Source organism: Paraburkholderia phytofirmans PsJN (assembly GCF_000020125.1).
In the GTDB taxonomy this organism is placed as follows: Bacteria; Pseudomonadota; Gammaproteobacteria; order Burkholderiales; family Burkholderiaceae; genus Paraburkholderia; species Paraburkholderia phytofirmans.
In genome coordinates, this window is the sequence record NC_010681.1 from 4,339,886 (window position 1) to 4,353,430 (window position 13,545).

The window sequence follows — 13,545 nt, forward strand, 5'->3', positions numbered from 1 at the left end:
ACCCGACAGGTGCGGCGCGTCCTTTTTTCGAATGCCAAAAGGACACCGCACCGCCAGGAACACCCATGAAGCTCGAACACCCGGATCGTCTGATGAACCGCACTCCTCTCTCGCTCGCCGCGCTCGAAGTGCATGACGCCTTCGCCGAACGGCATATCGGCCCGGACGCGGCCGACCAGCACGCCATGCTCGAAGCCCTCGGCTTCGCGTCGCGCGCCGCGCTGATCGACGCCGTCATTCCGAAGACGATCCGCCGCACCGAAACGCTGCCGCTCGGACCCTTCACGCAACCGAAGAGCGAGGCGGAAGCGCTCGCCGCGCTGCGCGAACTCGCGGACAAGAACCAGGTGTTCCGCTCGTACATCGGGCAGGGCTACTACAACGCGCACACGCCGACGGTGATCCTGCGTAACGTGCTGGAAAATCCGGCGTGGTACACCGCCTACACGCCGTATCAGCCGGAAATCTCGCAAGGCCGTCTGGAAGCTCTGCTGAACTTCCAGCAGATGATCGTGGACCTGACGGGTCTGGCGATCTCGAATGCGTCGCTGCTCGACGAAGCTACGGCCGCCGCTGAAGCGATGACGCTGCTGCAACGCGTCGGCAAGCCGAAGTCGAACGTGTTCTTCGTGGCCGACGACGTGCTGCCGCAAACCATCGAAGTGGTGAGGACGCGCGCTACGCCGGTCGGCATTGAGGTGAAAGTGGGCCCGGCTTCGGAAGCCGCGAATGCGAATGCGTTCGGCGTGCTGCTGCAATATCCGGGCGTGAACGGCGACGTGCGCGACTATCGCGCGCTCACCGAAGCGATCCACGCAGCGGGCGGCCACGTGGTGGTCGCCGCCGACCTGCTCGCGCTGACCGTACTCACGCCGCCGGGCGAATGGGGCGCGGACGTGGCCGTCGGCAATACGCAGCGCTTCGGTGTGCCGGTCGGCTTCGGTGGCCCGCACGCGGCTTACCTCGCCGTGCGCGACGAGTTCAAGCGTCAGATGCCGGGCCGTCTCGTCGGCGTGACCGTCGACGCACAAGGCAATCCCGCGCTGCGTCTCGCGCTGCAAACGCGCGAACAACATATCCGCCGCGAGAAAGCCACTTCCAACGTGTGTACCGCACAAGCGCTGCTCGCGATCATGGCCAGCATGTACGCCGTCTATCACGGCCCGCACGGTCTGAAGACGATCGCGCTGCGCGTGAACCGCATCGCCGCGTTGCTGGCGGAAGGCGCGAAGCAACTCGGCTACACGCTCGCCAACGAAACTTTCTTCGACACGCTCACGTTCGACACCGGCGCACGCACGCAAGCGCTACTCGACGCGGCCACCGCGAAGCGTATCAATCTGCGTCGCGTCAGCGCCACGCAAGTGGGCCTGTCGATCGACGAAACCACGACGCGCCACGATCTCGCCGATCTGCTCGCCGTGTTTGCGCAAGCGGCTTTCACCAACGACGTGCCGCAAGTCGATGCACTCGACGCAAAGCTCGCCGCGTCGAACACAGCATCGGTGCCGGCCGCGCTTGAACGCACGAGCGCGTACCTCACGCATCACGTGTTCAACCGTCATCATTCGGAAACGGAAATGCTGCGCTATCTGCGCAGCCTGTCGGACAAGGACCTCGCGCTCGACCGTTCGATGATCCCGCTCGGTTCGTGCACGATGAAGCTGAACGCCACTTCGGAAATGCTGCCGGTTACGTGGCCTGAATTCGGCCAGATCCATCCGTTCGCGCCGGCTGAGCAAACCGTCGGCTACCGCGAGATGATCGATCAGCTCGAAGAGATGCTGGTCGCGGCCACCGGTTACGCGGCTGTGTCGCTGCAACCGAACGCCGGCTCGCAAGGCGAATACGCCGGCCTGTTGATCATCCACGCTTATCACGCGTCGCGCGGCGAAGCGCATCGCAATGTCTGCCTGATTCCCGCTTCGGCGCACGGCACGAACCCGGCTTCGGCGCAGATGGCCGGCATGCAGGTGGTCGTGGTGGCCTGCGACGCGCAAGGCAACGTCGATATCGAAGACTTGAAGAAGAAGGCCGGCCAGCACGCCGACAAACTCGCGGCGATCATGATCACGTATCCGTCCACGCATGGCGTGTTCGAGCAGAACGTGCGCGAAATCTGCGAGATCGTGCACGCTCACGGCGGCCAGGTCTATGTGGACGGCGCGAACATGAACGCGATGGTCGGTCTGACCGCGCCGGGCCAGTTCGGCGGCGACGTCTCGCACCTGAATCTGCACAAGACCTTCTGCATTCCGCACGGCGGCGGCGGACCGGGCGTCGGTCCGGTAGCGGTCGGCGCGCATCTCGCACAATTCCTGCCGAACCAGATCTCGTCGGGCTATGAACGCGCGCCGAACGGCATCGGCGCGGTGTCGGGCGCACCGTACGGCTCGGCGTCGATCCTGCCGATCTCGTGGATGTATATCGCGATGATGGGCGCGAAGAACCTCACCGCCGCGACCGAAACCGCGATCCTCAACGCGAACTACGTCGCGAAGAAACTCGCGCCGCATTATCCGGTGCTGTATTCGGGCCCGGGCGGACTGGTCGCGCACGAGTGCATTCTCGATCTGCGTCCGATCAAGGAAACCAGCGGCATCACCGTTGATGACGTCGCCAAGCGTCTTGCCGACTACGGCTTCCACGCGCCGACCATGAGCTTCCCGGTGCCAGGCACGCTAATGGTCGAGCCGACCGAATCGGAATCGAAGGAAGAACTCGACCGTTTCATCGAAGCGATGATTGCGATCCGCGAGGAAATCCGCGCGGTCGAAGATGGCCGCTCGGATCGCGAGGACAATCCGCTGAAGCATGCGCCGCACACGGCAGCGGTCGTGATCGCGAACGACTGGAAGCACGCGTATGCGCGCGAAACCGCGGCGTATCCGCTGCCCACGCTGATCGCGAAGAAGTACTGGCCGCCGGTCGGCCGCGCGGACAACGTGTACGGCGACCGCAATCTGTTCTGCTCCTGCGTGCCGATCGCCGACTACGAGTAAGCCGGCTCGCTGCCGCGCATCGCCCACTGTCTCGAATAGAGGCGGCAGGGCGGTGCGGGACTCCATCCTGAGTTCTCTGTCGTTCGTGCCCGCAAACGGCTAACATCACACACCGAATCAGCCTAACGAGGAGTTTCGCATGGCGCGAAAGGTGCGATTGATGCAAAGCCGGACCGAAGCAACGCGAGCGCCGAATTGGCGGCAAGCCTGCGCGCTGCTGTTGGCTGGCGCAGCCGTGCTGCTGCCGCTGCGGCAAGCGCAGGCCGCGATGAATTTTTGCGCGGCGCCCGCGCTGCAAACCAGCGAACGCACGAACGCCGATCCCGGTGTGAAAGCGCTGGTGAGCAATGTGCAGGCGCATCTGAACGACCAGCCGCATGCGCTGGCGAAACTGCATACCGAAGGCACGCTGCCGCACGAAGGCATTTACGACCAGAGCGTCGAAGCGGAGAAAGATCTCGATCTGTTGCGCGACGCCGCGCTCGCCTGGCGCGCCACGAGCGACGACCGCTATCTCAAGCTCGTCGACCGCTTGCTGTACGCCTGGGTCACGACCTATCAACCAAGCTTCAATCCGATCGACGAAACCCGTTTCGAAGGGCTGATTCTCGCGTACGACATGACGGCGAGCGCGTTGCCGGTGAAAACGCGCAATGCGTCGATGGCGTTCCTGACAAAGCTCGCAAACGGCTACATCGGTCAAATCGACGCGCAGCCGCGCCCGCTCAAGGGAACGTTCAGAAACAACTGGCAAAGCCATCGGATCAAACTGATTGCCATGGCCGCGTTCACGCTCGACAACCGCAAGATGATCAACGCGGCCCAGCGTCTGTTCGTCGAGCATATCGGCGACAACATCGAGCCGGATGGTTCGACGATCGATTTCAGCGAACGCGACGCGCTGCACTACGTCACCTACGACTTGCAGCCGCTCGTGACAGCCGCGCTCGCCGCGCGTCGCCATAACCGCAACTGGTTGCCCGAGAAGGGCGCGGACGGCGCCTCGCTGCAAGCCGCGCTCAACTGGCTGGCGCCGTACGCGGCCGGCAGCAAGACGCATGAAGAATTCGTGCATTCGAGCGTTCCGTTCGATGCAAGACGTCGCGAGGCCGGCTTGCCCGGCTATTCGGGTCAGTGGGATCCGAAGAACGCGACGGAACTGTTTCACCTGGCGGCGCGCCTCGACGGGCGCTATACGCCGATCGCGCTACAGCTCGCACCGACGCCGCCCGCGTGGCTCGCCGTGTGTTTGCCGCTGCCGGCGCGGTAAACCAACTTTATCAATTGCAGGGAGCAGTAAATGGCAGTCAGCGTCTTCGACCTCTTCAAAATCGGCATCGGCCCGTCCAGTTCGCATACGGTCGGGCCGATGCGCGCGGCGCTGATGTTCGCTCAAGGGCTCGAACGCGATGGGCTTCTTGCTGCGACCGCATCGGTCAAAGTGGAGTTGTACGGCTCGCTCGGCGCGACGGGCAAAGGGCACGGGACCGATCGCGGCGTCATGCTCGGCCTGATGGGCGATGCGCCCGACACCGTGGATCCGGACACGATAGCGCAGCGGCTCGAGGGAGTGCGCGTGTCCCGCAAGCTGGCATTGCTCGGCACGCACGAGGTGCCGTTCGTGCAGAAGGATCACATTTCGTTTTATCGTCAGGCGCTGCCCGAGCATCCGAACGGTTTGAAGTTGCGTGCGCTCGACGCGCAGGGCGAGACGTTGCGCGAATCGACCTATCTGTCGGTGGGCGGCGGCTTCGTGGTGACGGCCGGTGCGCCGAATACGAAAGTGCTTAGCGCAGTCGAACAGTTGCCGCACGCGTTTCGCAGCGGCAACGAGTTGCTCGCGCTGTGTGAATCGACCGGCAAAAGCATCGCCCAGTTGATGTGGGAAAACGAGCGCGTCTGGCACACGGAAGAAGAGACGCGTGCGGGCCTGCTGAAGATCTGGGACGTGATGCAATCGTGCGTAGCGCGGGGTTGCGGCATCAACAATCCGGATGCCGACGGTAACCTGCCCGGCCCGTTCCAGGTGAAACGTCGCGCGCCGCAACTGTATCGCGCGCTATCGGGCAACCCCGAGCTGGCGTTGCGCGATCCGCTGTCGATGATCGACTGGATCAACCTCTACGCGATCGCCGTCAACGAAGAAAACGCCGCCGGCGGACGCGTGGTGACGGCGCCGACCAACGGCGCGGCCGGCATCATCCCGGCCGTGCTGCATTACTACATGCGCTTCATGCCGGGCTCGAATCAGCAAGGCGTGATCGACTTCCTGATGACCGCGGCGGCGATCGGCATCTTGTACAAGCTGAACGCGTCGATTTCGGGCGCCGAAGTGGGCTGTCAGGGCGAAGTGGGCGTTGCCTGCTCGATGGCGGCGGGCGCGCTCGCCGCCGTCATGGGCGGCACGCCGCGCCAGGTCGAGAACGCCGCGGAAATCGGCATGGAGCACAACCTCGGGCTGACGTGCGATCCGGTCGGCGGCATGGTGCAGATTCCGTGTATCGAACGCAATGCGATGGCATCGGTGAAGGCGGTCAATGCCGCGCGCATGGCTTTGCGCGGCGACGGCAGTCACTACGTGTCGCTCGATTCGGTGATCAAGACCATGCGCGAGACCGGCGCGGATATGAAGACCAAGTACAAGGAAACGTCGCGCGGCGGGTTGGCGGTGAATATCGTCGAGTGTTGAGTTGCGCGGTTTGCTGGCTTTATCACGAATGACGACGCGGGCTATCAGGCCCGCGTTTTTTATTTGCGTGTCACGTTACGCGCGAGCAGGACGGTTGCGCTGCGCCATGACAGCGCAGCCGCGCTCGGCGTAAGCTGTCGAAGCGCCGCGTCGGCCAGTGTCCCGCCGATGCGTGCATCCTCACACCGCACTCTTGCACTGCCTGGAGGCTTCATCGCAATGTCGCAGCCGAACGCTCCCGTTTCCGAATCCGCCGCCGCTCAAACCACCGGCGCGCGTCTCGTCGTCGATGCTTTGCTCACGCACGGTGTCGAACGTGTTTTCTGTGTGCCTGGTGAGAGTTTTCTCGCTGTGCTGGATTCGCTGCACGACGAAACCGAACGCATCCAGACTATTGTTTGCCGTCACGAAGCGGCCGCGGCGAACATGGCGGAAGCCGTCGGCAAATTGACTGGGCGGCCGGGCGTCGCGCTCGTCACGCGCGGACCGGGCGCCACGCATGCGTCGATCGGCGTGCACACCGCGTATCAGGATTCCACGCCGATGATCCTGCTGATCGGCCAATGCGCGCGCGAGCACCTGGATCGCGAGGCGTTCCAGGAAATCGACTATCGGCGCATGTTCGGCCAGATGGCGAAGTGGGTCGCACAAATCGACGATCCGAAGCGTATTCCCGAATATCTGAGCCACGCGTTTCACACGGCGACGTCCGGACGGCCTGGCCCCGTAGTGTTGTCGTTGCCGGAAGACGTGTTGAGCGATGCCTGCGCAGCGGTGGCCGGCGCGCCGGCTTATCAGCGCGTGGCGGCGTCACCGTCGGCGGCGCAGATCGAGAAGTTGCGCGTATTGCTCGAAGGCGCGCAGCGTCCGATGGTGATCGCGGGCGGCAGCGGTTGGACGCCGGCTGCGTGCGCGGACTTTCGACGCTTCGTGGAGAACTGGCAATTGCCGGTCGGCCTCGCATTCCGCTTTCAGGACACGCTCGACAACGAGCATCCGAACTATGCCGGCGACGTTGGCCTTGGCATCAATCCGGCGCTGGCGCAACGTATCCGAGATGCCGATGTGCTGCTCGCGATCGGGCCGCGCCTGGGCGAAGCGACGACCAACGGCTACACGTTGCTCGATATTCCGAAGACCAAACAAACACTCATTCACGTGCATCAAGGTGCGGAGGAATTGGGTCGGGTGTATGCGGCGGATCTGCCGATCGTCTCCGGTATGCCGGAGTTGGCAGCGATGCTTGCGGAGCTGGAGCCTTTGTCCGAACAGCTCGCTTGGTCGGGCGCAGCGAGCGAGGCGCATCAGGCGTATCTCGACTGGCGCAAGCCGCGTCAGATTCCCGGCGATGTGCAGATGGGCGAAGTGATTCAGCAGTTGCGCGCGCATCTGCCGGACGACGCGATTCTCACCAACGGCGCAGGCAATTACGCGACGTGGCTGCATCGGCACTTTTCGTATCGCCATTACCGTTCGCAACTCGCCCCGACGAGTGGTGCGATGGGCTACGGTGTGCCGGCGGCGATCGCGGCGAAGTCGATGTATCCGCACCGCGCGGTCGTGGCGCTGGCCGGCGACGGTTGCTTCATGATGGCCGCACAAGAACTCGCGACGGCGATGCAGTACGACCTGCACGTGCTTTTCATCGTGGTGAATAACGGTCACTTCGGCACGATCCGGATGCATCAGGAGCGGCATTATCCTGGGCGGGTACATGGCACCGGGCTCACGAATCCGGATTTCGCAGCGTTCGCGCGCTCGTTCGGCGCGCATGGTGAAACGGTAGAGCGGACTGAGGATTTTCTGCCTGCGTTAAAGCGTTCGATTGAGGCGAAGCGCGCGGCTGTGATCGAGATTCGCATGCCGCAGGAAGCGAGCACACCGGGGGCGACGTTGGAGCAGATTCGCGAGCAGGGGAGGAAGATGCGAGGGGAGTAAACGCGCTGCCATTCCATTGGCACGCGACATCGAAAAATATCAAACGAAAAGCCCTGCGTGTTTAAAAACCGCAGGGCTTTTTTTGCGCCAGTTGCCGTGTCAAACCATCACACGACAGCCAGGCGCTCCAGCAGGAAAAGCTACTTACTTCCCACCCACGCTTTGCAGCGTCGTCCACTTACCATCGACAACCTTGTACAGCGTGATACCGCCGTTCTTCAGGTCACCCTTGCTGTCGTACGCAAGATTCGCCGACGTCACTGCCGGCATCGAGGTCTTCGCGAGCACCGGCAGGTACTTGGCCGGATCGGTCGAGTTCGCCTTCTTCATTGCGTCGAACATGGCCATTGCGCCGTCGTAAGCGTACGGCGAGTACGTTTGCACGTCTTCGTTGAAACGCTTCTTGTACTTCGCGACGTAGTCCTTGCCGCCCGGCATTTCTTCCAGCGGCAGGCCGGCGAGCGATGCCACCGTGCCGTTCGCCGCGTCACCCGCGATCTGGATGAACGTCGGCGTGTGGACCATTTCGCCGCCCATCAGCGGCGCCTTGATGCCCAGTGCCTTCATCTGCTTGACCATCGGTGCCGCTTGCGAATCCGCGCCGCCGTAGTAGATCAGATCCGGTTGGACCGACTTCAGCTTGGTCAGGATCGACTTGAAGTCCACAGCCTTGTCGTTCGTGTATTCACGATCGACGATCTGGCCGCCCGCTGCCTTCGCTGCCTTTTCGAACTGATCCGCCAGACCCTGGCCGTAAGCCGTGCGGTCATCGACGATCGCGATCTTCTTCACGCCCAAGGTCTTCACCGCGAACGTGCCGGCGACCGAACCTTGCTGCGTGTCGGACGTCATCATGCGGAACGTGGTCTTGAAACCTTGCTGCGTGTATTCCGGCGCCGTCGCCATGGCGATTTCGGGGATGCCCGCGTTCGCGTAAATGCGCGAAGCCGGAATCGTGGTGCCCGAGTTGAAGTGGCCGAGCATGCCCTTGATGCCGTCGTCCACCAGCTTTTGTGCAACCGTCGTACCGGTGCGCGGGTCGGCCTGGTCGTCGGCCGAGTCCAGCACGAAGCGGACTTGCTTGCCGCCGATCACCGGCTTGGTCGCGTTCATGTCTTCCACAGCCAGCGTAATGCCGTTCTGGAAGTCCTTACCGTAGTGCGCCTGCGCGCCCGTCATCGGGCCGGCAAAGCCGACCTTCACATCTTCCGTCGATTGAGCATTGGCCGTCCCCGCCAGCGACATCGCTGCAACCAGTGCAGCGCCTGCCAGCTGTTTCATCTTGTGTTGCATAGCTTCTCCTTGGTACCAGGTGTGGATGGAGCGGTTTCGGGGTCGCCGTACCGCCTCCTTCTTTTTTGAAAAGATCGTTAAGGTTCGCTCAACCGATCGTCATCAAATTCGCATTACCGCCAGCTGCTGCCGTATTCACGCTGACCGAACGTTCCGTCAACAGACGCTCGAGCGCGTAATCTTCGTCGCCGCTTTCCAGCGCGCGTGCCGCCACGCCCTGCACCGACACGATCGGGCCCGGACGCTTCGCGACCTCCTTGACCAGCGCCAGCAGCTCGTCGCTATCACCTTCGAACAGCACGGCGTCGAAAGTCGCATCCGCGCTCTTCTTCACGCTCGCACGTGATTTCAGCGACGCGGGCAACTGCGCCACCAATTGTTCACCAGCCGCGCCTTCGAACAGCGCGCGATTTCCCGTAGCCAGCGCCGCGGCAAACTGCACGCGCGCGCCGCTCGCCGTCGACGCAATACACAGCACCGTGCCGCGTGGGCCCAACGTGTACGTGTTGCGCTCGCCAGTCGGTCCCGACAGTACCGCCGTGGCGCCCGCCGGCATATGCGACAGATAGCCGTCGCAGCGCGCGGCCAGCACCGGCTGTTGCTCGGCGATCAGCCAATCGCGATAAGCCGTCAATGCAGCGGACGGATTGTCGCTGTTTTCGGCTGCGTTCGGTGCATCCGCAACCAATGCCTGCGCGAGCGACTTCGGCAACCCGGCCGGACGCGTCGCCAGCAGACGCTGCAGATACAGCGCGCCGCCCGCTTTCGGCCCCGTGCCCGACAAACCTTCGCCGCCGAACGGCTGCACACCCACCACCGCGCCGATCACGTTGCGGTTCACATAAATGTTGCCGACATGCGCGCGGCTGATCACGTGAGCGATGGTTTCGTCGATCCGCGTATGGATGCCGAGCGTCAGGCCGTAGCCCGTCGTGCGGATCTGTTCGAGCAGCTTGTCGAGCTGGCTGCGGCGGTAACGCACCACGTGCAACACCGGGCCGAACACTTCGCGCTTCAGTTCGTCGATGCTGTCGAGTTCGATCAGCGTCGGCGGAACGAAAGTGCCTTGCGCGCAACCGTCGGGCATCGGCAATTGCTCGACCTTGCGGCCTTTCTCGCGCATCGTCGCGACGTGCGCGTCGATACCGCGTTTCGCGTCGAGGTCGATCACCGGGCCGACGTCGATCGACAGACGATCAGGATTGCCCACAGCCAGTTCGCGCATCGCGCCCGTCAGCATCTCCAGCGTGCGGTCCGCGACATCGTCCTGCAGACAAAGAACGCGCAACGCGGAACACCGTTGACCGGCGGAGTCGAAAGACGATTGCAGCACGTCCGCGACCACCTGTTCAGCGAGCGCCGACGAGTCGACGATCATCGCATTCTGGCCGCCCGTTTCGGCGATCAGCGGAATCGGCTTGCCGTCCGGATCGAGGCGGCCCGAGAGCGTCTTGTTGATGAGGCGCGCGACTTCGGTGGAACCGGTGAACATCACGGCGCGCGTGCGCGGATCGGCGACCAATGCAGCGCCGACCGTTTCGCCATTGCCCGGCAGCAGTTGCACTGCGCCCGCCGGGACGCCGGCTTCGCGCAGAATGCGCACGGCTTGCGCGGCGATCAGCGGCGTTTGTTCGGCCGGCTTCGCGAGCACCGTGTTGCCGGCAGCGAGCGCCGCGGCCACCTGGCCCATGAAAATCGCCAGCGGGAAATTCCACGGGCTGATGCAGACCACCGGACCGAGCGGGCGATGCGTGTCGTTGGAGAACTCGTCGCGAATCTGCGTGGAGTAGTAGCGCAGGAAGTCGATTGCTTCGCGGATTTCCGCGACCGCATTGGCCAGCGACTTGCCCGCTTCACGCACCACCAAACCCATCAGCGTATGCATCTGCGCTTCGAGCAGATCGGCGGCACGCGCGAGGCAATCGGCGCGCGCATCGACCGGCGTGGCTTGCCAGATCGGCGCCGCGGCGACAGCATGCGCCAGCGCGGCGCTCACATGTTCCGGGGTCGCTTCGACGACCGTGCCGACGAGGTCACGATGATCCGCCGGGTTGCGCACATCGCGCGCGACGCCCACGGCGATTTCGTTGTCTTCCAGCATCGGCGCGGCGCGCCACGGATGATGCGCGCTCGCCAGCAACGCCGACGACAGCGACGCCAGACGATGCTCGTTCGACAGATCGAGGCCCATCGAATTAAGACGCTCGGCGCCGTACAGATTGCGCGGCAGCGGAATCTTCGCGTGCGGCGCGCCGAGCGGCACGATCTTGGAGGCTTCATCGACCGGGTCGGCGATCAGGTCCTTGATCGCGACGTTTTCATCGGCAATACGATTCACGAACGACGTGTTCGCGCCGTTTTCCAGCAAACGGCGCACGAGGTACGCGAGCAGCGTTTCATGCGTGCCGACCGGCGCGTACACGCGGCACGGACGGTTCAGCTTGTCGCGGCCGGTGACTTCCTCGTACAGCGGCTCGCCCATGCCGTGCAGGCACTGGAACTCGTACTGGCCGGGATAGTAGTTGTTGCCCGCGAGGTGATAGATCGCCGAGAGCGTGTGGGCGTTGTGCGTGGCGAACTGCGGATAGACCGCGTCGGGCGCGCTCAGCAGTTTCTTGGCACAAGCGAGGTACGACACGTCCGTGTAGATCTTGCGCGTGTACACCGGATAGCCTTCGAGGCCGTCCACTTGCGCGCGCTTGATTTCGGTATCCCAGTACGCGCCCTTCACGAGGCGCACCATGATGCGGTGACGGCTCCGGCGCGCCAGATCGATGATGTAATCGATCACGAACGGGCAACGCTTCTGATACGCCTGCACCACAAAGCCGATGCCGTTCCAGCCGGCCAGCTCCGGATCGAAGCACAGCGCTTCGAGCAGATCGAGCGAGATTTCCAGACGGTCGGCTTCTTCGGCGTCGATGTTGAGGCCAATGTCGTAGCGGCGCGCGAGGATCGCCAGCGAGCGCACGCGCGGCAGCAATTCGCTCATCGTGCGCTCCTGCTGCGAACGCGAGTAGCGTGCATGCAGCGCGGAAAGCTTGATCGAAATGCCCGGGCCTTCGTAGATGCCACGGCCGCCGGCGGCCTTGCCGATCGCGTGGATCGCCTGTTCGTACGAGGCGTAGTAGCGCTGCGCGTCGGCTTCGGTGGTGGCCGCTTCGCCGAGCATGTCGTACGAGTAGCGGAAGCCGCGTGCTTCGTATTTGCGGCTATTGGCCAGCGCTTCGGAGATGTTCTCTCCGGTGACGAACTGCTCGCCCATCAGGCGCATCGCCATGTCGACGCCCTTACGGATCAGCGGCTCACCGCCCTTGCCGATCAAACGCGTAAGCGCCGACGAAAGGCTCGTTTCGCTATTGGTCGTCACCAGCTTGCCGGTGATCATCAAGCCCCACGTCGCGGCGTTGACGAACATCGACGGCGCCTGGCCCATGTGCGATTTCCAGTCGCCCTTGCTGATCTTGTCGCGGATCAGCGCGTCGCGCGTGGCGCGGTCAGGAATGCGCAGTAGCGCTTCGGCGAGGCACATCAGCGCCACGCCTTCCTGGCTCGACAGCGAGAACTCGTGGATCAGACCTTCGACCCCACCGCCCTTGCTCTTGGTGCGCAGCGTTTCGACGAGCTTGCCGGCCATTGTCTGCACATCGCCCGCGAGGTTCGCCGGCAAACGCGCCTGGCCGACCAGGAACGGCAAGCATTCCGGCTCGGGACGGCGGTAAGCGGCCGTGATCGCCGCGCGCAGCACCGATTGCGGCTGCACGTTTTGCGCGAACTCGAGGAACGGGTGCGACGCGCCGTCTTCTTCCTGCTCGACCGAGGCGCCATCGGCAAGATCCGCCGAGCCTGTCACGCCCGACAGTTCGGGCGGCAACTGACCGTGCTCGATCTTTTCGAGGTACGCGAAGATGGCCTGCTTGATGAGCCAGTGCGGAGTGCGTTCAAGACGGGTAGCGGCATCTTTCAGCCGGGAACGCAGGAGGTCGTCGACCTTGACGCCAAGGGTGGTGCTAGCCATGTTTCCTTCTTCGGATACCAAACGAATGCGCTGGGAAAGACTAAAAGTTGGGCGAATCGTACGCCTCCCAATAAAAAGGTGCAACCATGTTCCGAGCATGGTTGCACCCTGTTGAGAGCCTTGTGCGACGGGGGTTTGCGCCAGATAGCGCTGAGCGCGTGCGCAGCGGTTGCGCTTAGTACTTTCCCTGGCGTGATTCTTTTTGCATTTACCCTTATCAGAACGGGTCGGCGCGCCGTTATACGGAACATAGCGGCACGCGGCCTCCGGGCACACACAAAAAAACGGTACGGGGTTTTGAGGACAGGCGAAATGGAAAAGTGGCTGGTGATATTGGGCATCTGGGCGATGTGCGCGACTTGCGGCGTCCTCTTCATACGCGGCGCGACGAGCGGGCCGGGCAGGCGCGAGCCCGACGACGAACGTGCGCCGGCGGTATCGCGCGCTTCGGCGGGCGATGCGCGGGCCGCATTGAACGATTGAGCGGTTGCGTCCGGTGTTCCGTGCCGGATGCAGCGATGCCGCTTTTTACGCTGACTCCGGTTGCCGGGCGCGTTCAACGCCGAGCTTCATGCCGCGGCGTGGTATCGGCACGCGTCGATGTC

Annotated in this window: 7 protein-coding genes; 5 read left to right on the forward strand and 2 right to left on the reverse strand. The window is 63.6% G+C overall.

Going from position 1 to position 13,545, the window contains the following annotated elements; translation table 11 throughout:
- The first annotated feature begins 65 nt into the window (after positions 1-65).
- The 4 genes from gcvP to BPHYT_RS19345 all read left to right on the forward strand — a co-directional run bounded on the left by gcvP (position 66) and on the right by BPHYT_RS19345 (position 7,629).
- Positions 66-3,002 carry an aminomethyl-transferring glycine dehydrogenase gene (gene gcvP, locus BPHYT_RS19330; RefSeq protein ID WP_012434789.1) on the forward strand — a complete coding sequence of 979 codons (2,937 nt, stop codon included), beginning with the start codon at positions 66-68 and terminating at the stop codon, positions 3,000-3,002.
- A gap of 139 nt (positions 3,003-3,141) precedes the next feature.
- Entirely contained in the window at positions 3,142-4,272 is a 1,131-nt protein-coding gene (locus tag BPHYT_RS19335; RefSeq protein WP_012434790.1) for an alginate lyase family protein, read from the forward strand.
- Between the two features lie 30 nt (positions 4,273-4,302).
- Positions 4,303-5,691: an L-serine ammonia-lyase gene (locus BPHYT_RS19340; protein ID WP_012434791.1), complete on the forward strand. Its 1,389-nt coding sequence runs from the start codon at positions 4,303-4,305 to the stop codon at positions 5,689-5,691.
- A gap of 219 nt (positions 5,692-5,910) precedes the next feature.
- Positions 5,911-7,629 (forward strand): thiamine pyrophosphate-binding protein, encoded by a 1,719-nt coding sequence (locus BPHYT_RS19345; protein ID WP_012434792.1) that lies wholly within the window; start codon positions 5,911-5,913, stop codon positions 7,627-7,629.
- Between the two features lie 144 nt (positions 7,630-7,773).
- Here BPHYT_RS19345 and BPHYT_RS19350 read toward each other — a convergent pair whose 3' ends face one another.
- Both BPHYT_RS19350 and putA read right to left on the reverse strand, forming a co-directional pair.
- Complete coding sequence (locus tag BPHYT_RS19350; RefSeq protein WP_012434793.1) at positions 7,774-8,922, reverse strand: branched-chain amino acid ABC transporter substrate-binding protein; 1,149 nt, start codon at positions 8,920-8,922, stop codon at positions 7,774-7,776.
- Positions 8,923-9,010: 88 nt separating this feature from the next.
- Positions 9,011-12,940: a trifunctional transcriptional regulator/proline dehydrogenase/L-glutamate gamma-semialdehyde dehydrogenase gene (gene putA, locus BPHYT_RS19355; protein ID WP_012434794.1), complete on the reverse strand. Its 3,930-nt coding sequence runs from the start codon at positions 12,938-12,940 to the stop codon at positions 9,011-9,013.
- Between the two features lie 312 nt (positions 12,941-13,252).
- On the opposite strand from putA, the gene BPHYT_RS38715 reads away from it, so the two are divergent.
- Positions 13,253-13,423, forward strand: coding sequence for a hypothetical protein (locus BPHYT_RS38715; protein WP_012434795.1), 171 nt, complete (start codon positions 13,253-13,255; stop codon positions 13,421-13,423).
- The last annotated feature ends 122 nt before the right edge of the window (positions 13,424-13,545 follow it).